Genomic DNA, 18,823 nt, shown 5'->3' with positions numbered 1-18,823 from the left:
TTTTTTTATAGCACAACGTTGCCTTTTCGCAAGACATGTGGCTACCGGGGTTTACCTGCGGTCGCCGGTTCGTTGCTGCCGCAAGACCCTTACAAAGTTCAGCACAGTGGGCGACTTTTCGCGCGGCCGATGGATCAACGCGATACCCGTCGATAGCGGTTTGCCCTTCAGTTCGTGATACGACACCCCTTCCACCTGGACCTGGCGGATCGATGCGGGCACAACGGCGACGCCGAATCCAGCCGCCACGAGATTTGCCGCCGATGAGATCTGTGGCGACTCCATGCTGATCGAGGGCGCGAAGCCGGCTTCGTGGCAGGCAGCGATGATCGAGTCATGCAGATCCGGGCCGATCGGCCGTGGAAAGAGGATGAACGGGTCACCCGCAAGGTCTGCCAGATCGATGCGCCGTCGCCGGTTCAAGTGATGGTTCGCTGGTAGAACCGCTAACATGTCTTCATCCACCAGCGGTTCGACGATCAACTCCCCGCAATCGAGCGGCATGCGCACCAGTGCGGCATCGAGCTGGCGCTCGGCGACCTTGTCGAGCAGCGCCGAGCTGTTGCTCTCCTCGCAACTGATCGACACGCGCTCATACGCGTGCCGATACTGCTGCATCGTCGTCGCGACCACGGGATGAAACACCGTCGAACCGGCGAAACCGAGCGAAAGCCGCCCCGTCTCTCCGCGTCCCGCGTTCTGTACTTCGACGAAAGCCTGTTGCGCATCCTCGACGATGCGCCGTGCGCTCTCGCGAAAGAGCCGTCCCGCTTCGGTCAATTCGACGCGACGCGGATGCCGGATGAAAAGCGCCGTGCCGATTTCCCGCTCGAGCTTGAGAATCTGTTGGCTCAAAGGTGGCTGGGCGATACCCAGATGCGTCGCGGCATCGGTGAAATGCAGATGCTCGGCCACCGCGAGGAAGTAACGTAGCTGACGAAATTCCATATCTTTTTCGTCTCCAAAAAGTGGCTTCGAGATATTGGACTAATGACTTGCTTGATTTTAACCTTGTGTCAACCGGATGCGCTCAAAGGTCACGCCTGACCGGCTGCTTCAGGTTGGTGCGCGTCTTGCTCAACATTTTTCAGGAGATTTCAATGTCAGCAACCCGTGCATCGTCGGCAGTGGTCGCGAATAATGCCGCTAACACCTTGATTGCGGATCTGCGCCACATCGTCGGCAAGGAGCACGCCCTGACCGATGATGGCTCAACCCGCCGCTATCGCACCGGCTTCCGGTTTGGCACAGGCAAGGCGCTCGCGGTGGTGCGTCCCGGTACAATCGTCGAACAATGGAAAGTGCTGCAGGCGTGCATTGCAGCGAATGTGATTGTGATCACGCAGGCGTCGAACACGGGCCTCACCGGCGGCTCGACACCGGACGGCGACGACTACGATCGCGACATTGTGATCGTCAGCACGAGCCGCATGAAGACGGTGTACGTGATCGACGCCGGCAAGCAGGTCGTCTGCCTTCCCGGTGCGACGCTCGACCAGCTGGAAAAGACATTGAAGCCTCTTGGCCGCGAGCCGCATTCGGTGATCGGCTCGAGTTGCATCGGCGCGTCGGTGTTCGGCGGGGTCTGCAATAACTCGGGCGGCGCGCTGGTGCATCGCGGCCCGGCGTATACGGAAATGGCGGTATTCGGCCAGGTGGATTCGGCAGGAAAACTCAACCTCGTCAACCATCTGGGAATCGAGCTCGGCGATACACCTGAGGATGTCCTGGGCCGCCTTGAGCGCGGCGAATTCACCGATGCCGATATCCGCCACGACTCGGGAGCTGGGTCCGATCACGGCTACGCGACGCATGTTCGTGAGATCGATGCCGATACGCCCTCACGCTTCAACGCCGATCCACAGCGCCTCCATGAAGCGTCAGGCTCGGCCGGCAAGGTGATGGTGTTTGGCGTGCGGCTCGATACGTTCCCGATTGAGCAGAACGCGAAAGTGTTCTATATCGGCACGAACCAACCCGACGAACTCACGGAGATCCGCCGTCACGCGCTGCACGACTTCAAGCACCTGCCGATCTCGGGAGAATATCTCCATCGCGACGCTTTCGACATCGCTGAAGAATACGGGAAGGACACCTTCCTTGCGATCAACTATCTCGGCACGTCCCGGTTGCCCGCGTTTTTCGGACTCAAGAGCCGCTTCGATGCATTGTTCGATCGCCTCGGCTTTCTTCCTTCGCATCTCACCGACCGCGTCATGCAGGCTGCGAGCCGGCTTTTTCCAAGCCATCTGCCGCCGCGCATGAAACAGTATCGTGACAAATACGAGCATCATCTGATGCTGAAGGTCTCGGCCGAAAGTGTCGAGGAGACGCGTGCTTTCCTCGCGGATTTCTTCGCCAATGCCACTGGCGGTTATTTCGAGTGCACGGACGAAGAAGGCACGAAAGCGTTCCTGCACCGCTTCGCTGCCGCCGGCGCGGCTGTGCGCTACCGCGCCGTGCATACGCGGGACGTGGCGAACATCGTCGCGCTCGACATCGCATTGCGGCGCAATGACCGCGACTGGATCGAGACGCTGCCACGCGACATCGAAGAGACGATTTCGATCAAAATGTATTACGGCCACTTCCTCTGCCATGTGTTCCACCAGGATTACATCGTCAAGAAGGGCAACGACTGCCTCGAAGTCGAACACAAGATGTGGACACTGCTGGACCGCCGCGGCGCCGAATATCCGGCGGAACACAATGTCGGGCACCTGTACCGCGCGAAGCCGCAGCTTGCGACGTTCTATCAGGAACTCGATCCGTGCAACTGCTTCAACCCAGGGATCGGCCAGACATCGAAGTTCGCGAAGTATCGGGGAGCGGAGGTTTAATTGACGTCAATAGCGTCTCAAACCTCAGGACGCTCGAACGCCGCGACGAGGTATTCGATAAACACGCGCACTCGCATTGGTACCCGGCGGCCAGCCGGATAAACGACATGGCTCGGCACCTTCTCCGGCTGTAAGCCCGGCAGCAATACCCTGACCTCGCTGGAGCGGATCTCTTGCGCCAGCAACCAGAACGGCGCCTGCGCGATGCCGAGGCCGCACAGCACGGCCGCGCGAATATGCTCGGCATCGCCGGTAATCACCGAACCATGCGGAACGTAAGAGACGGTTTCGCGCCCGACCTTGAGTGACCAGGGGCTGCGCTCACGGCCTTTCGCAAACGCGATGCAGGTGTGCGCGTCCAGTTCCGAAAGCCGGGTCGGCACACCCTTCGCGGCCAGATAGCCTGGGCTTGCCACCAGCACGAAATCGGTCTCGGACAATTTCCTCGCGGTGAGCGAGGAGTCGACTAGCCTTCCATGACGGATGGCCAGATCGACCCCTTCTCCAACCAGGTCGACAGGCCGCTCCGACGTGGACAATTCGATCGTGACATCGGGATAGCGCCGAAAGAATTCGGGGAGTAGCGGCGTAATGCAAAGCCGGCCATGCGCTGGCGCGGTACTGAGCCTGACCAGGCCGCGTGGCGACTGCTGGCGCACGCCCACCGAAGACTCGAGCGCGTCGAACTCGTCCACCAGTTGTCTCGCCGATTCATAGAAGGCTTGTCCCGCGTCCGTGATTGCGACCTTGCGCGAGGTACGCAAAACGAGTTGCGCGCCGAGGTGCCTTTCCAGCGCAACGATCTGCTTGCTGACCGCAGGTTGTCCGATTCCCTCCTCACGCCCCACGGCGGAAAAACTGCCGCATTCGACGAGACGTACAAACAGCCGCATCGCATCCAGTCGGTCCATGTGTTTCACCGCCATTCATTCCAAAGTGGAATTGATGGTATGTCCTGAAGCTACGTTTCGGCAATGGATGAAGTTGCTTATGTTACGGGCTGTGCAGTCATTGGCGCCGCAACCGGAATCGAGAGCGGAGCCGAAACAATCAGGAGCTGATCCATGAAAGCGATTTGTGTGACACCCAGCCGCGAGCTGGAAGTGCGTGACATCCCGACCCCGACCGAGCCTGCGCCGGGCCATGTCCTTGTCGACATGGATGCGTCGGCAATCAACCATGGCGACAAGACGTTCCTCAAAATGCCGGCAGCGGCGGGCAACCCGTTGGCAGTGGGCCAGCGTGACGTGTGGGGTGCGTCGGGAGCAGGGAGGGTGGTCGCAGTCGGGGCAGGCGTGCCGGCGGAATATGCGGGCAGGCAAGTGGCGATCTACCGGTCGCTCGGCAGAAGCGCCGAGGGTATCGGTCTCTGGTGCGAGAGAGCGCAGGTGCCCTACACGAGTTGCGTGATCCTGCCGGAGCATGTGCGTGCGAGGGACTATTCCGGTTCGCTGGTCAATGTCATGACGGCCTTCGCGTTTCTGGAAGAGATTGCCGAAGCGGGCCACAAGGGCGTCATCGTCACGGCCGGGAATTCGGCGACGGGACATGCGCTCGCTTCACTCGCACGCGGCAGAAACCTGCCGGCGATTTTCCTTGTGCGCACCGAAGCGGCGCGGGAAGCGCTCCGCGGTCTGGGCGTGGGGCACGTGATCGTGACGAACGAGGGCTTTACCGGCACGCTTGGCGCGTTGTCCGCCGAACTGGGGACGACAGCGGTATTCGACGGCGTCGGCGGCGACCTGCTCGGCAAGATTGCGCCAAGCCTGCCGATGAACTCCACGATCTACATTTACGGCTTTCTCGGAGCGAGCACGCCGATCTCGATTCAGTCCGTGCTGTTCATGATGGAGAATCTGACCATGAGGCGTTTCAGCAACTTCGAGAGCAGGACGGTGAAGGAGCCGGCGAAGCTCGTGTCCGCGCTGAAAGCACTTGGCGGCGTGATTGACGATCCGATGTTCACGACCCGAACCGGCAAGGAATTCAGTTTTGACCAGATCGAACAGGCCATGGCTTACCAGCCGTCTGACGGGACCAAGGCGATCCTGGTCGCGTAGGTAACCGGGCCATTGCATTTGTAACCTTTCCGACAGGAAGGTTGCATCTGTAACGCACGGCGCGATAGAATCGCGCCTGCTCATTGGGGAGTAGCCGCCCTGAACGCGACGTTCAGGGGCGCACGTCAACATGCTTGGTAGGTCGCAAGACCTGCCATGGCGTACGCAGCGAAATGCCTGGCAAGACCGATGACACGCATTCCGACCTAACCGGGTCGCCGGAATGCGCGTCATCGCGTTTTTTCGGCGCGGCCCGGGTACAACATCCCATGCAATCCTTTCTCGTTTCAACCAGCGTTGTTGGCCTGGCCGAAATCGGCGATAAGACGCAGCTGCTCTCCCTCGTGCTGGCGGCCCGTTATCGCAAGCCCATTCCCATCGTTCTTGGCGTGCTGGCCGCGACGCTTATCAACCATGCGGCGTCTGGCGCGCTAGGAGCATGGCTTGCAAGCGTGTTGCGACCCGGCATCCTCAACTGGGCGGTCGTCGCGTCGTTCGCGGTGATGGCTGTGTGGATTCTCGTCCCGGACAAACTGGACGACGCCGATTCAGCGGTTTCGAAAAATACGATGGGTGTCTTCGGCACAACGGCCGTGACCTTCTTTCTCGCGGAGATGGGCGACAAAACCCAGATCGTGACCATCGCGCTGGCTGCGCGCTTTCACGAGTTTTTCGGGGTCGTCGCGGGCACCACCCTGGGCATGATGCTGGCGAACGTGCCGGTCATCTATCTGGGACACAAGTTTGCCGACCGCTTGCCGACGAAAGCCGTTCACGTTCTCGCGGCCATCATCTTTGTGGTGCTCGGTGGCCTTGCCTTGAGAACGGCGCTGTATCCGAACGCGCATCCGATGTTTTAACACCGCCCAGTGGGCCGGATCGATCTCTGCGGTCGGCCGCGGAGGGCACTATTCGCTAGTGCCGATAGACTCAACCCCTCGCCAGCCGGGCGACGCCGCAAGCTGCTGCAACTCTGCCAGCAATGCGGTGCGGACCACTTCGGCGGCCGGGGACAGCGGCACCCCAGCTGGCTCGCATAGCGAGAGTTCCCGCTGCAGCGGGGCGTCGGCCAGCACACAAGCTGCAATGCGCCGATGCGCCACATCCTCGGCGAGCGCACTCCAGGGCAGTACCGTGGAGCCGACTCCCGCCGCCACGAGACGGATCAGCAGGTCGGTCGCGCTCACTTCGGCCGCGAGCCTGTAGGGCAAGTGCGCCGCAATCAGCGCGCTCTCGATGCGGCTGCGAATCGTACTCGGCGGACTCGGCAACAACAGCGGTTGCGCGGCGAGTTCGGCCAGCGTGATTGACGGTAGGCCCGTATCCGGATCATTGGCTGCAGGCTTGCGACCGCCGCGGCTACGCCGCTGAACCACATACAACTGTTCGTAGAAGAGCGGTGTGAGCGAGACGCCGCGCACACGCTCGGCGTCCACTGCAATGGTCAGATCGAGTGAGCCCTGCGCGGCGAGTCCCACGAGTTCGGCGCTGGGACGCTCCACCAGTTCCACCAGGATATCCGGGTAAGGCTTCAAAGCCGTCAGCAGGGGCGCGGCCAGAATGCGCGCGGTGCTGCCGGCGATGCCGATCACCACGCGGCCAGAAGGGCGCGCGATCTCGTGATGGATGGCCTCGCGCATATCGTCGATCTGCAGCAACAGGCTGCGCGCGTGGCGAAACAGGATCTCGCCTGCGGGGGTCACGCTCATGCCTTGCGGTCCGCGCTCAAACAGCCGGCCGCGCATTTCCGCTTCGAGGCTGGCGAGCTGCTGGCTCAGTGCCGGCTGCGCGACATGCAGCGACTCGGCCGCGCGTGTCATGTTGCCGTGTTTGACGATGGCCGCGAAATATCGCAACTGACGCAATTCCATATGCCCGCTCCCTGATTGCCCTCGTTAATAAGTTTGCCTTATCGGCCGATCTCGATTCGGTATTTTTTCATATCGGGCGATCTTCCTATACTCCGAACACATAAAAGAGCCGCCTGGCCGTTCCTTTACGGCCTGCGCAACCGATCGGCACCGTATCGGCACAATCAAGGAGACAAGCATGACTTCCCGCTCCGGTGTCCTCGCGCTCGACGAAACGCAGGATGCCGTCTGTCGCAAGGTGGTTCGGCGCCTGACACCGGTCCTGTTCCTGAGCTACCTGTTCTGCTCGATGGACCGCTTCAACATTTCCTTTGCGCAGTTGCAACTGCATGAGTCGCTCAGGTTTTCCGATGCCACCTACGGTCTCGGCGCGAGCCTCTTCTTCGTCACGTATGTCCTGTTCGAGGTGCCGGCGAGCATCCTGCTCAGACGCTTCGGCGCGCGGCGCGTGTTCTGCACGATCATGGCCGGCTGGGGCCTGTGTTCTTCGGCCATGCTGTTCGTACGCACGCCCCACGAGTTCTATGCCGCGCGCCTCCTGCTCGGCGTCCTCGAAGCCGGTTTCTATCCAGGCGTGATCTACTACCTGAGCAGTTGGCTGCCGCAGGCACACCGCAGCAAGGCCATCGCCATCTTTGCCTCGGGCATCGTGATCGCGGGTGTCGCGGTCGGCCCGCTATCGGGCTGGATCATGACTGCGTTCGACGGCGCCCACGGCCTCGCCGGATGGCAGTGGCTGTTCCTGCTCGAAGGTCTGCCGAGCCTCGTCATGGCAGTCATTTGCGCGGTGCGCCTCGCGGACCGGCCCGACGCGGCCACATGGCTCACCGCCGACGAAGCGGCCACACTCGAGGCCTGCCTGGTCGCTGAGCGCGAACTCGTGGGTATGCGTCTCGGAGGCAAGACGATGGGTTCGCTGCTGCGCGAACCCAGGGTCTATCTGTTCGCGCTGGTGTTCTTCTGCGCCACCTCGGGGATCTACGCGCTCAACTTCTGGGTGCCGAGCATCATCAAGGGCTTCGGCCAGAAAGATCCCCTGCACATCGGCCTCTATTCGATGATTCCGTGGGGCAGTGCCGCGATCGCGACCGTGCTGATCGCGCGTCACTCGGACCGCACCGGCGAGCGCCGCTGGCACTTTGCCGCGACCGCCATCGCCGGCGCGTGCGGCTTGGCCCTCTCGGCGCTTCCTGGGATGCCGACCTTGTGGTCGCTCGCCTTCCTGAGCGTCGGCGCGATCGGCATCTCGGCGACGCTGCCGGTGTTCTGGTCGATGCCGAGCGCGGCGATCGCGCCGACGCTCGTCGCCGGCGGTCTTGCCTTCATCAACAGTCTCGGGGCGACCTCGGGCATCGTCGCACCCTACACGATCGGGCTGATGAAGGAAGCCACCGGGTCCCTGACTTCGGGGCTCTATCTGCTCGCCGCGGTGCTCTGCTTCGGTGGTCTGTTGTTGCTCGCCATTGTGCCGCGCAGCCGTGCGTCCACGCCGATACGTGGCGACGGCAAGGCGCCCCTCGTCGCTCGCGCGAACGTGACCGAGCGCTGAGCGCGGGTTACCACTGGCCCCCCATTTTCCTGGAGTCACTTCACATGCTTTCGACCTCAACCGATCTCGACCAGCCGCTCGCCGGCGTCAAGGTCCTCGAACTTTCACAGATCATGGCCGGCCCGACCTGCGGGCTGATGCTTGCCGACCTCGGTGCCGACGTAATCAAGGTAGAGCGCTATCCGCAGGGCGACGATGCGCGCCGCTACCGGCGCGAGGGCGACAGTGGATTGCCGCCGTCGTTCATGATCCTGAATCGCGGCAAGCGTTCGATCGCGCTCGACGTCAAGCATCCCGATGGCCGCGCCGCGCTGCTGCGGCTGGTCGCCGACAGCGACATCCTCACCGAGAATTTTCGCATGGGCGTGATGGAGCGTCTTGGCCTCAGCTACGAGGCGCTGCGCGAGATCAATCCTGCGCTCGTCTACTGTTCGATCACCGGTTACGGCCGCACGGGGCCGCTCGCGTCGCGTGGCGGCTTCGATCTGATCCTGCAGGCCTTCAGCGGCCTCATCAGCGTGACCGGCGAGGAGGGCGGCGAGCCGGTCAAGCCTGGTGTCTCGATCGCCGATGTCAATGCGGGCATCCTTGCCGCGTTCGGTTCGCTTGCCGCGTACATCCGGCGGCTGCGCACGGGCTGCGGGCAACGCGTGGACACCTCGCTTCTGCAGGCATCGATGCAGCAGATGTACTGGTACGCGGCCGCCTATTTTTCGCGTGGCATCGTGCCGAAGCCGGCTGGCACCGCGCATCCGCTGATCGCACCGTACCAGGTTTACAAATGCCGCGACGGTGGTCTCGCCCTGGGCGGCGCCAACGAAACGAACTGGGGCCGCGTGGCCGAGGTCCTCGGTCATCCCGAGTGGCTCGAGGACCCCCGTTTCAATACGCCCGATATCCGGCTCGCGAACCGGCGTGAACTCGAGACCCTGATCAACGCCGAACTTGGCCGCGACACGCGCGCTGCGTGGACCGAGCGCTTCGAAGCCGCGCAGGTGCCATGCGGACCGGTGCAAACGGTCGGTGAAGCGCTCGATCACGAGCAGACACGCTCGGTGCGTATGGTGGTCGACGTGCAATCGCCGGACGGCGGCACCATGCGCGGTCTTGGCCTGCCGGTGCTGTTCGACGGCGCTTCGACGCTCGCCGATGCGCCAGCGCCTCGGGTCGGGGAGAATACTGCTGAGGTGCTACGCGAGTTCGGCTTCGCCGATGGCGAGATCGAGTCGTTGCTGAGCTCGGGCGCGGCGCACCAGAGCCCGCAAGTCGCCGCCGCTGTAGCCAACTGATCGAAATCAACGGGGACGTTTCCATGCAAAACCAGACGACGGCATCCGCCGATGCCATTCAGGTCACGCTCGAAGACAGCATCGCGCGTGTGACCTTGAACCGCGCCGAGCGCCGCAATGCGCTCACCTTCGCACTGTGGCAGCGCCTTGGCGAAACCTTCGACGCGCTGGGCGAGCGGCGCGACGTTCGCGCGATCGTCCTGACTGGCAATGGCACGAGCTTCTGCGCGGGCGCCGACATCTCGGAGTTCGGCACCGTGCGCGCCGACGCGGCGCAGGCACTCGAGTACGAACACGCTTACGAAGGCTGCTGCAACCGGATCGCCGCGTGTCCGAAGCCCACCATTGCCGCGATCAACGGCTTCTGCATGGGCGGCGGCTGCAACGTCGCGATGTCGTGCGACTTCCGCTTCGCCGTGCCGGGCGCGAGCTTCGCGATTCCGGCGGCGCGGCTGTCGATCGTGTACGGCATCGCCGGGACTCGCCGCTTGTTGTCGCTGGTCGGGCTTGCGAATGCCAAACGCATCCTGTATTCGGCCGAGAAGTTCGATGCTGAACGCGCGCTGCGTATCGGCTTCATTGACGAAATCGCCGACGACGTACTCGCGGCGGCCCAGGCGTTTGCGGCTCAGCTGAAGGACTGCGCGCCACTCACCATCTCCGGTTCGAAGACGATGCTCGACGCGCTCGCGTCCGGCAACGGCGCGCTGCGTGACGAGGTCGTCACCAGGCTTCTGGAGCAGGCGGCGCAAAGTCATGACTACGCCGAGGGCCGCGCCGCCTTCGCCGAAAAACGCGCCCCGAACTTTCGCGGCGACTGAGCAGGGAAAAGAAGAGAAGTGGGCAATCTGCCACGTCCGATATGGAAGGCACAACTAACGAAGGAGTAACGATGGATCTGGAACTCGGTGGCAAGTCGTCGCTGGTGACGGACGGCTCGCGTGGCATCGGCCTCGCCTGCGCCAGAGCCCTCATCAAGGAAGGCTGCGCGGTGCATCTTGTCTCCTCGAATGCCCAGGCGCTGGAAGCGGCACGCGGCGAACTCGAATCGACGTACGGCGTGCCGGTGCGGACCACGGCGGCGAATCTCGCCGATGCCGGTGCCCGTGCGGCGTTACTGGGATCGGCCGGCCCGCTCGACATACTCGTGAACAATGCCGGCGCCATTCCAGGCGGCGGCCTGCAGGCCGTCGACGAAGCCGTGTGGCGCTCGAGCTGGGAGCTCAAGCTGTTCGGCTACATCGATCTCGCGAAGCTCGCGCTGCCGTCGATGATGGAGCGTGGCAGCGGCGTGATCGTCAACGTCATCGGAATCGCCGGCGTGATGCCGCGGCAGGACTATATCTTTGGCGCCACGGCGAATGCCGCGCTGGTCGCATTCACCCAGGCGGTCGGCGTGCATGCGACGACGCGCGGCGTGCGGGTGGTGGGTGTCAATCCCGGCCCGTGCACGACCGAGCGGCTCGAAAAGCTGTACCGCGACCGCGCGCAAAGCGCCTTCGGCGACGCCTCGCGCTGGAAGGAACTGCTCGGCACCTTACCGTTCGGGCGTGCCTCGGAACCGGAAGAGATGGCGGACCTCGTGGCGTTTCTGGCATCCGCCCGAGCCTCTTACCTGAGCGGCGTCGTTATCGATGCCGATGGCGGCGCCCGCTATCGCTGATCCTGCGGGGGACTGACTCGGAAGCTGCGAACGGTCCCCTTCTCTACGCCTTGAGCGTTCCCCATTTTCCTTTCACTTTTCGGGTTCTCTCTGGGTATTTCCTTGTTGCACCCCGCAGAATCGAGTGATATGTTTCGACTAATACGAATTACTAATTCGAATTATTGCGGAAATGAAGCCAACGCCATCAAGGCGGGCGACGCAGCGCGAGGTAGCCCGTCTCGCCAACGTGTCGCAAACCACCGTGTCTCTCATCCTTGGCAACTCGACGACCCAATCGTTCCCTGGGGATACGCTCGAGCGCGTATTCAGAGCCGCGCGGGAGCTCGGTTACATGCCGAACATGCTGGCCCAGGCGCTGAGGACACAGCGGACGATGACATTGGCCTGCGTGGTACCGGACATCGCCAATCCCTTTTACCCCGCCTTGGTGCGTGGCGTGCAGGTCGCAGCCGAGGACGCCGGTTACGACGTCATCGCGCTTAACACCCAGTCCGACGCGGACCGTGAGCGCCGCGTTCTTCAATGGGGCATGCAGGGCCGGGTCGACGGCATCATCGGCGTGTTCTTCGCGTTGCGGGCGACAGAGTTCGAACCGCTGACGCGCGCGAATGTCGGGGTCCTGCGCATCGAAACCTCGGCCAAGAAAAGCGGGCCGCTGCCGATCGACAATCTGTTCGTCGACAACGTCGCGGCGGCGACGGCGGCCACACGCTATCTGCTCGAACGCGGGCACAGACGTATCACGATGATCACGGGCACCGGTGGCCCGCAGGACAATCGGGCGCGCGGCTACCGCAACACCATGCTTGAAGCGGGTCTTGTGCCCGATATCGTCGTTCACGGCGGCTTCGACGAGGAGGCCGGCGGTAGCGCGGCCCGTGAAGTGCTGCTGCGTGCAGACCGTCCGAGCGCGCTTTTTGCGGCCAACGACCTGATGGCGATCGGCGCCATGTCTGTGATTCGGGAAGCCGGATACCGCATTCCCGAGGACATCGCCGTGATGGGCTTCGACGATATCTTTGCTGCGCGAGTTCTCACGCCGGCGCTCAGCACCGTCAACCAGTTTCAGAACGTCCTCGGGCAGGTGGCCGCGCACATGATGCTGCAGCGGCTCACCGAACTGCCCGAAAACACGCCAGGGCGTCACCGCGAAATGCCATTCGAAGTCGTACCGCGCCAGTCCACGTGAGCACCTGAGCACCTGAGCACCCCGGCGCGGCGATACAGATCCAGCCTATCAAGGAGCAGACGTCGATGAAGATGACAGCAATAGTGGGTAAATCTCGTGTCACGGCGTCGCGGCGCGTCGCCTTGATCTGCGCGATGCTCTCCGTGCTCGTGCCGGCTACTACGCCGTCTGCTTTCGCCGGCGATCCGGTCGCGCTCTGGTATCAACGCGGCGCCACGCCGGATCAGCAGCGCATCCTGCAGAAGGACCTCGTCGACCCGTTTAACGCCGCGAATCCCGGCAGCCCGCTCACGCTCGATGTCAAATCCGGCGGGGCGGGCGACAAGCAGATCCGTATGGCCGTCCTCGCCGGCAGAGGGCCGGACATCGTGATGACGCCCGGACCCACCTATGCGCTCCCGCTGATCGAGTCAGGGCATCTTCTTCCGCTCGATGGCTACATCCAGAAGTATCACCTCGACCAGCGCATCCTTGCGCCGGCGCTGAAGGCCGGTATCTACAAGGGGCACATTTATGTGCTGCCGCGCACCTTCGAGACGATGGTGCTCTACTACAACAAGACGCTGTTCGATAAAAACGGCTGGCAGCCGCCGAAGACGCTTGCCGATCTGAACAAACTCGCGGCAGCGATGCAGGCCAAGGGCATCACGCCGTTCTCGGTCGGCAACGGCGACTGGCGCGACGCGAACGAATGGCATGTGACGGTCGTGCTCAATCACTTCGCGGGGCCGGACAATGTCTACAAGGCGCTGAAAGGCGAGCTGCCGTGGACGGCCCCGGTGTTCCAGCAGGCAATTGGCATGCTGAACGACTGGTACCAGAAGGGCTGGTTCGGCAAGGACTACTTCTCGCTATCGAGCGACCAGCAGGCTTTGCGCCTGGCCAAGGGGGAGGCCGGGATGGCGCCAAACGGCACGTTCTCGTTCGACTTCATGACCAAAGCCTTCGCGCAGACCGGCCAGCAACTCGGCGTCGTCGCGTTACCGAGTCTGCGTGATGGCGTGCCTTACCCGACGTACGAGATCGGCATCGGCAGCACGATGTCGATCAACAAGGGTTCAGGCAATCCGGACGCCGCCGCCGCTTTCCTGAACTATATGTACTCCGATGCGTTCTACGACAAGATCAGCAAGGACTGGCCAGGCGACTGGAACCTGCCGCTGACGTCGGTGGATGCCGCCAAGCTCGAGAAGAACGTTTCGCCGCTGTTCGCGAACACGGTGACGTCGTTTTCGAAAGGCGTGCGTGATGGAAACTACGGCTATACGACGTGGACCTACTGGCCGCCCGCGACCGAGGATTATCTGATCCGCGGCATCGAGCAGGTCTGGCTCGGCAAGATCACCGTCGCGCAATATCTGCAAACCATGCAGGATACCTTCGCGAAGGAACTCAAGGAGGGCAAGGTGCCGCCATTGCCGCCGCGCTGATGGGTTGCCGAGGAGTTGCCGCCGCGCGCGTTGGTCACGAGACTGTCGCGCTGTCCCGTTGAAACGTTGAAATGCCACTGTGAGCTGACCTTATGTGGTTTCTCTTGCCGGCGTTGCTGATTAACGTGCTGATCATCCTGATCCCGGCGTTGCTCACGATCGCCATGGCGTTTGTCAGTTGGGACGGCACGTCGGATCCGGTGTTCGCGGGGCTCGACAATTTCCGCGCGATGTTCGCCGATCCCGTGTTTTTCTCGGCGCTTCTGAACAACGTCAAGTGGACCGCGTTGTTCCTCACCGTGCCGATCATCATGGGTCTGGTTGCTGCGTCCCTGCTGCTGATGGTGCGGCGCGGACGAACCTTTTTCCAGATTGTCTATTTCCTTCCCGCCATCATCGCCACCGTGGTCATTGCGCGGATCTGGCAAGGGATGATCTACAACCCGGACGGCGGGTTGATAGGCTGGCTGCATGTCTTCGGCGTACACCTCGACGACCCGCTTGCGCATCCGTCGACGGCATTGCTGGCTGTTGCATCGGTGGATCTCTGGCACTGGTGGGGATTTCTCGCCGTGATCTTTTTTGCGGCGTTCCGGCAGGTCGATCCCGCGCAGATTGAAGCGGCCCGGCTCGACGGCGCCGGTTACTTCCAGCTGATGCGCTACATCCTGCTGCCGGCCATCCGGCCCACCGTCGTGCTGATGATGATCATGACCGTGATCTGGTCGTTCCTTGCGTTCGACTTCGTTTATGTTTTGACGCAAGGGGGCCCCGCGTTTTCGAGTGAAGTGCTCTCGACGCTCTCCTATCGCTACGCGTTCTATAACTTCACCATGGGGCCCGCTGCTGCGGTGGCGCTCGTGATCAGCCTGTTCGGTTTGGTGGCGACGATTTTCTATGTTCGCATTCAGCAACGGGAGCTTGAATCGTGAACCATGCGATAAGCCGGGGCACGCTGACGATCACCTACGTGATCCTCGCGCTAGGTGCCACCATCGCGCTGTTCCCGCTTGCGTTGATGGCCGTAAGCGCGCTGAAGACGAGCGCAGAAATCGTGGCCAATCCGCTCGCATTGCCGCATGTGCCGCAGTGGATCAATTTCGTGCGGGCATGGCGCGACGCGGAGATGGCGAGGTCGCTGCTAAACAGCGTGAAAGTGACCGGTCTGACGATCGTGCTGATCTGCGCGACTGGATCGATGGCGGCGTATGCACTCGCCCGGCAGAAAGTGCGCGGCTCGCGCTGGATTGCGACGTACTTTCTCGCTACCACTACCTTGCCTATCCAGCTTTACCTGTTCCCGCTGTATTTCGGTTTCGCGAAGCTCAACCTGCTGGACAGCATCGTCGCGACCTCGTTGATTTATACGGCGATCTACAGTCCGTTCTCGATCTTTCTGCTGCGTACTTATTTTCTGGCGATTCCGGTGGAAATCGAAGAGGCTGCGATCATGGACGGTGCGACGCGTTGGCAGGTGTTCAGCCGCGTCACGCTGCCGCTCGTATCGCCGGGGCTGCTCACCGTGGCGGTGATCGCCGGCATGAACACCTGGAATGAATTCCTTATCGCGACAACCTTCCTGCAGGGACATCCCGTGCAGACCGCCGTGGTCCGCTTTTACTCGATGGGCGGTCAGTACAGCAGCGACTGGGGCGAGATCATGGCCACCGCGCTCCTTATCGTCGCGCCCATGGTCGTGTTTTTTCTTGTCATGCAACGACGTTTTATCGAAGGCATGGCGAGCGGATCGGTCAAAGGCTGAAGGCCACGGCTGCATCGTACTGTCTTGTGCGAGCGGCTTCGCCTTTCGCACTGTCGTCAACCGTATCGTATTGAGAGGTGCCACTCATGTCTCTTCAGCAAGATTATCTTGAACGTGTCTATGCCGGCGTCCTGGGCAAGCTGATCGGCGTGTTCCTTGGCCGGCCTTTTGAGAACTGGACTCATCAGCGCATCATGGCCGAACTCGGGACCATCGAGTACTACGTGCACGACCGCCTAGGTGTCCCGCTTGTCGTGACCGACGATGACGTCGCAGGCACCTTCACGTTTCTGCGTGCGTTCGATGAGCATGGCGTCAAGCCGGAACTCTCGTCCGAGGAAATCGGCAAGACCTGGCTCAACAATATCGTCGAGAACCGGGCGATTCTCTGGTGGGGCGGCAGCGGGAACTCCAGCGAGCACACCGCGTGGCTGAACCTCAAGCGCGGCATTCCGGCACCCGCTAGTGGCTCCATTGAGGTCAATGGGCAAACCGTCGCGGAGCAGATAGGTGCGCAGATCTTCATCGACGGCTGGGCCATGGTCTCGCCTGGCCAGCCCGAACTAGCGGCGCGCCTCGCAGAACAGGCCGCCACGGTGAGTCACGACGGCGAGGCCGTGCATGCGGCGAAACTGCTCGCCGCCATGGAAGCCGAGGCTTTCGTTTCAGACGATGTCGAGCATCTGCTTGAAGTCGGACTTTCCGTGATTCCCAAGGATAGTCTGATCGCCCGCCTGATCAGCGACGTGCGCCACTGGCGCGCTGAACTGCCGGAGTGGCGCGATTGCCGGCAACGCATCCAGGATCATTACGGCTACGACAAATTCCCGGGCAACTGCCATGTGGTGCCCAATCACGCGCTCATCATTATGAGTCTGCTTTACGCACCAGACGATCTGCAAAAGGCGCTCATGATCGTCAACACGTCCGGCTGGGACACCGACTGCAATTCGGGCAATCTCGGCTGTCTGCTGGGTATCAAGCTCGGTCTCGCGGGGGTGGATGCGGGACCTGACTGGCGCGGCCCCATCGCGGACCGGATGCTGATCTCTTCAGCCGACGGCGGCAGCGCGGTTACCGATGCGGTACGAATCGCGTATCAGATCGCGGGTTTTGGCTACCAGCTCGCGGGCATGCCCGCCCCGGATGCACCGAAGAACGGCGCGCTTTTCCACTTCTCCTTGCCGGGCAGCGTGCAGGGTTTCGAGGCCGATTCCGGGAAGGGCTCGCCGGGCGCATTGAGCGTGGAAAACAGCGATGGCGCGCTCGCCTTGCGCATCAAGTCGCTCGCGCCGGGTCAGACGCTCGCGGCGATGACGCCGACTTTCTCGCCATCCAATGCGCCGCAAATGCCGGTGTATGAGTTGATGGCCACGCCGCTCGTCTACTCGGGGCAATGGATCGAGACGAAGCTTGCCGCCGAGCCTGACAACGCGGCGCCGGTGTCCGTCAATCTGCGGGTGAAGGTCTACGGCAAGGGCGATACGCTGAACACGATCGACGGTGAGCCACAGACGCTGTCACCGGGACAAAGCACGCTATTGCGCTGGCGCCTGCCCGATACCGGAGGCCAGCCGATCCAGCAGATCGGCTTCAGTCTGACGACCGCCGCCCCTCAGGCGAGGGGGACGGTGCTGGTCGACTACCTGCGGGTTGACGGACCGCCTGAGCTTCGTCTGCGTCGTCCCGACGAGGGGGGCGATTTCTGGCGCTTCGCCTGGATCAACAGCGTGAGCATCTTCAGCAAGAATTTCCCGGCTGCGTTCCGCATCTCGCAAAGCGTGGGCGAAGGCATCATCATTCACGGCACGCGGCAGTGGGGCGATTACACAGTGTCGTCGAGTATCGCCGTCCATCTGGGGCATGAGGGTGGATTGGCATTTCGGGTTCAGGGACTGCGCCGCTTTTACGCCATGCTTTTATCGCGCGATGGCTATCTGCGCCTCGTCAAGGTCAGGGACGGCAAGCGGACGGTGCTCGCAGAACAGGCGTACGCGTGGGCGCTCGAGCGGCCCTATCAGATGTCGGTGACGCTGAATGGTAACCAGATCGGGTGCTCGATCGAGGGACAATCCGTGTTCTCGGTTCGCGACGTCATGCAGCCTTATGAAAACGGGGGAATCGGACTTTTGATCAACGAGGGGGCGCTATCGACATCAGAGATCCGCGTGAACGGCAACTGACCGTGAGGCGGGCTCCGGGCGATCGAGGGGAGGGCGAAGCGGGGCCGGCACCTTTGCGGACCACTGTGCCTGGGCATTCAAAGCGACAGTAGTTGGTCGGCTACGGTTATTGATAAGACGGGGTAGGTTGATTTACGAGTCAATATGGTAAGACGTTCGGGCGAAGCCGCGAACATTCCTCTTGACCTTGCCCCCGAAAAACGAATCCCTTGCTGAGTGTGTAAACTCAAGCAAGGAGAAACGATGACGGTCAAGGCAAAGCGGGCGCAGTACACGCTCGAATTCAAACTGGAAGCAGTCCGGCTGGTGAAGAACGGCCAAAGTCTGACTGCGGTGTCAGCGACGCTGGGCGTGGTGCAGCAGACCCTTCACAACTGGGTCAAGGCGGACAGGGAAGGCAAACTGGTCGGAGCCGGAGCGAAGCCGGTCAGTCCAGAGCAGATGGAACTGGCGCGGTTGAGAGCGGAAGTGTCTCGCCTGAAGATGGAGCTCGACATCACAAAAAAAGCGGCAAGGCAAAGATCGATGGGAAGCCGAGCAATTCGGCAAACCTGACGGAATTGATCTGCGCGCACCTTGGTTCGCTACCGCGCGATGGTTGGGCCCGCTGCTTCCGCCGTCGCTGACCGATGACGCACCGTTGTAGGCAGCGTGGGAGATGGTTGTGAAGGCGACCCTAGCCAAATGCACTGGCGCGAAGGGTACAGTCGAAGGCCTGAACGATCCGGATGGCGAGTACGCGGCCTCTCACATGAGGGACGATGCGACCATCCAGATTGCGCGCTGGCATATGCCGGACCTGATATGCCCAGGTAAAACTCACGCCGTGTGGGTTGAACAGAGGTAGCTTTTCGTAGGGGGAGAACGGAGATGGTAGCGATCTGCCTGACGGTCGATGAAGGGAGCGCCTCCGCCTGCGCGCGCTCAGCAAATGGACCCAAAGGAATAAAAATGACAGCTATGGTCACCGGGTGGCCGCCGTTC

General features: G+C 62.1%; 15 protein-coding genes, 1 pseudogene and 1 riboswitch. Of the genes and pseudogenes, 13 read left to right on the top strand and 3 right to left on the bottom strand.

Annotated features, from left to right (window positions below):
* Nucleotides 1–51 precede the first annotated feature (51 nt).
* Entirely contained in the window at nucleotides 52–948 is an 897-nt protein-coding gene (locus tag P3T20_RS06270; protein WP_429286406.1) for a LysR family transcriptional regulator, read from the bottom strand.
* Nucleotides 949–1,100: 152 nt separating this feature from the next.
* On the opposite strand from P3T20_RS06270, the gene dld reads away from it, so the two are divergent.
* The gene (gene dld / locus P3T20_RS06265) at nucleotides 1,101–2,840 is read left to right on the top strand and encodes a D-lactate dehydrogenase (RefSeq protein ID WP_429286405.1); all 1,740 of its coding nucleotides are present in this window, start codon (nucleotides 1,101–1,103) and stop codon (nucleotides 2,838–2,840) included.
* Nucleotides 2,841–2,857: 17 nt separating this feature from the next.
* Here the strand turns inward: dld and P3T20_RS06260 are convergent, their stop codons facing one another.
* Nucleotides 2,858–3,751 (bottom strand): LysR substrate-binding domain-containing protein, encoded by an 894-nt coding sequence (locus P3T20_RS06260; RefSeq protein WP_429286404.1) that lies wholly within the window; start codon nucleotides 3,749–3,751, stop codon nucleotides 2,858–2,860.
* Between the two features lie 153 nt (nucleotides 3,752–3,904).
* On the opposite strand from P3T20_RS06260, the gene P3T20_RS06255 reads away from it, so the two are divergent.
* Nucleotides 3,905–4,900: an alcohol dehydrogenase catalytic domain-containing protein gene (locus P3T20_RS06255; protein ID WP_429286403.1), complete on the top strand. Its 996-nt coding sequence runs from the start codon at nucleotides 3,905–3,907 to the stop codon at nucleotides 4,898–4,900.
* A 73-nt stretch (nucleotides 4,901–4,973) separates the two neighbouring features.
* A riboswitch (yybP-ykoY riboswitch) is annotated at nucleotides 4,974–5,157 on the top strand.
* 12 nt (nucleotides 5,158–5,169) lie between these two features.
* Nucleotides 5,170–5,760 carry a TMEM165/GDT1 family protein gene (locus P3T20_RS06250; protein ID WP_429286402.1) on the top strand — a complete coding sequence of 197 codons (591 nt, stop codon included), beginning with the start codon at nucleotides 5,170–5,172 and terminating at the stop codon, nucleotides 5,758–5,760.
* Between the two features lie 48 nt (nucleotides 5,761–5,808).
* Here the strand turns inward: P3T20_RS06250 and P3T20_RS06245 are convergent, their stop codons facing one another.
* Nucleotides 5,809–6,771, bottom strand: a complete 963-nt coding sequence (locus P3T20_RS06245) for a LysR substrate-binding domain-containing protein (RefSeq protein WP_429286401.1) — start codon at nucleotides 6,769–6,771, stop codon at nucleotides 5,809–5,811.
* Nucleotides 6,772–6,949: 178 nt separating this feature from the next.
* Here P3T20_RS06245 and P3T20_RS06240 point away from each other — a divergent pair, with 178 nt between their 5' ends.
* The 10 genes and pseudogenes from P3T20_RS06240 to P3T20_RS06195 all read left to right on the top strand — a co-directional run.
* On the top strand, nucleotides 6,950–8,320 hold the full coding sequence (locus P3T20_RS06240) for an MFS transporter (RefSeq protein ID WP_429286400.1): 1,371 nt from the start codon (nucleotides 6,950–6,952) through the stop codon (nucleotides 8,318–8,320).
* A 44-nt stretch (nucleotides 8,321–8,364) separates the two neighbouring features.
* The gene (locus P3T20_RS06235; protein WP_429286399.1) at nucleotides 8,365–9,609 is read left to right on the top strand and encodes a CaiB/BaiF CoA transferase family protein; all 1,245 of its coding nucleotides are present in this window, start codon (nucleotides 8,365–8,367) and stop codon (nucleotides 9,607–9,609) included.
* Between the two features lie 23 nt (nucleotides 9,610–9,632).
* A complete protein-coding gene (locus P3T20_RS06230) occupies nucleotides 9,633–10,430 on the top strand; it encodes an enoyl-CoA hydratase-related protein (RefSeq protein ID WP_429286398.1) in 798 nt (265 codons plus the stop codon).
* A gap of 71 nt (nucleotides 10,431–10,501) precedes the next feature.
* Nucleotides 10,502–11,272: a short-chain dehydrogenase/reductase gene (locus P3T20_RS06225; protein WP_429286397.1), complete on the top strand. Its 771-nt coding sequence runs from the start codon at nucleotides 10,502–10,504 to the stop codon at nucleotides 11,270–11,272.
* A 172-nt stretch (nucleotides 11,273–11,444) separates the two neighbouring features.
* Complete coding sequence (locus P3T20_RS06220; RefSeq protein ID WP_429286396.1) at nucleotides 11,445–12,464, top strand: LacI family DNA-binding transcriptional regulator; 1,020 nt, start codon at nucleotides 11,445–11,447, stop codon at nucleotides 12,462–12,464.
* 65 nt (nucleotides 12,465–12,529) lie between these two features.
* Nucleotides 12,530–13,894 carry an ABC transporter substrate-binding protein gene (locus P3T20_RS06215; RefSeq protein ID WP_429286395.1) on the top strand — a complete coding sequence of 455 codons (1,365 nt, stop codon included), beginning with the start codon at nucleotides 12,530–12,532 and terminating at the stop codon, nucleotides 13,892–13,894.
* A 92-nt stretch (nucleotides 13,895–13,986) separates the two neighbouring features.
* Nucleotides 13,987–14,826, top strand: coding sequence for a carbohydrate ABC transporter permease (locus tag P3T20_RS06210; RefSeq protein ID WP_429286394.1), 840 nt, complete (start codon nucleotides 13,987–13,989; stop codon nucleotides 14,824–14,826).
* Nucleotides 14,823–15,656 (top strand): carbohydrate ABC transporter permease, encoded by an 834-nt coding sequence (locus tag P3T20_RS06205; protein ID WP_429286393.1) that lies wholly within the window; start codon nucleotides 14,823–14,825, stop codon nucleotides 15,654–15,656. Before P3T20_RS06210 ends, P3T20_RS06205 begins: the two co-directional genes overlap by 4 nt.
* A gap of 86 nt (nucleotides 15,657–15,742) precedes the next feature.
* Nucleotides 15,743–17,839 carry an ADP-ribosylglycohydrolase family protein gene (locus P3T20_RS06200; protein WP_429286392.1) on the top strand — a complete coding sequence of 699 codons (2,097 nt, stop codon included), beginning with the start codon at nucleotides 15,743–15,745 and terminating at the stop codon, nucleotides 17,837–17,839.
* A 243-nt stretch (nucleotides 17,840–18,082) separates the two neighbouring features.
* Nucleotides 18,083–18,349: pseudogene (locus P3T20_RS06195) on the top strand (transposase); the annotation flags it as partial.
* Nucleotides 18,350–18,823 lie beyond the last annotated feature (474 nt).

This window comes from Paraburkholderia sp. GAS206C (genome assembly GCF_050435645.1).
Taxonomy (GTDB): Bacteria; Pseudomonadota; Gammaproteobacteria; order Burkholderiales; family Burkholderiaceae; genus Paraburkholderia; species Paraburkholderia phenazinium_B.
Note: the sequence above shows the minus strand (reverse complement) of the source record. Positions and strands in the feature narration are given on the sequence as shown.

What these genes read in the sequence shown, in the direction of transcription:
- P3T20_RS06210 (WP_429286394.1), top strand. Translation starts at nt 13,987, where the DNA reads ATGTGGTTTCTCTTGCCGGCGTTGCTGATTAACGTGCTGATCATCCTG.
- dld (WP_429286405.1), top strand. Translation starts at nt 1,101, where the DNA reads ATGTCAGCAACCCGTGCATCGTCGGCAGTGGTCGCGAATAATGCCGCT.
- P3T20_RS06215 (WP_429286395.1), top strand. Translation starts at nt 12,530, where the DNA reads ATGAAGATGACAGCAATAGTGGGTAAATCTCGTGTCACGGCGTCGCGG.
- P3T20_RS06240 (WP_429286400.1), top strand. Translation starts at nt 6,950, where the DNA reads ATGACTTCCCGCTCCGGTGTCCTCGCGCTCGACGAAACGCAGGATGCC.
- P3T20_RS06245 (WP_429286401.1), bottom strand. Translation starts at nt 6,771, where the DNA reads ATGGAATTGCGTCAGTTGCGATATTTCGCGGCCATCGTCAAACACGGC.
- P3T20_RS06230 (WP_429286398.1), top strand. Translation starts at nt 9,633, where the DNA reads ATGCAAAACCAGACGACGGCATCCGCCGATGCCATTCAGGTCACGCTC.
- P3T20_RS06235 (WP_429286399.1), top strand. Translation starts at nt 8,365, where the DNA reads ATGCTTTCGACCTCAACCGATCTCGACCAGCCGCTCGCCGGCGTCAAG.
- P3T20_RS06220 (WP_429286396.1), top strand. Translation starts at nt 11,445, where the DNA reads ATGAAGCCAACGCCATCAAGGCGGGCGACGCAGCGCGAGGTAGCCCGT.
- P3T20_RS06250 (WP_429286402.1), top strand. Translation starts at nt 5,170, where the DNA reads ATGCAATCCTTTCTCGTTTCAACCAGCGTTGTTGGCCTGGCCGAAATC.
- P3T20_RS06255 (WP_429286403.1), top strand. Translation starts at nt 3,905, where the DNA reads ATGAAAGCGATTTGTGTGACACCCAGCCGCGAGCTGGAAGTGCGTGAC.
- P3T20_RS06225 (WP_429286397.1), top strand. Translation starts at nt 10,502, where the DNA reads ATGGATCTGGAACTCGGTGGCAAGTCGTCGCTGGTGACGGACGGCTCG.
- P3T20_RS06270 (WP_429286406.1), bottom strand. Translation starts at nt 948, where the DNA reads ATGGAATTTCGTCAGCTACGTTACTTCCTCGCGGTGGCCGAGCATCTG.
- P3T20_RS06200 (WP_429286392.1), top strand. Translation starts at nt 15,743, where the DNA reads ATGTCTCTTCAGCAAGATTATCTTGAACGTGTCTATGCCGGCGTCCTG.
- P3T20_RS06260 (WP_429286404.1), bottom strand. Translation starts at nt 3,751, where the DNA reads ATGGACCGACTGGATGCGATGCGGCTGTTTGTACGTCTCGTCGAATGC.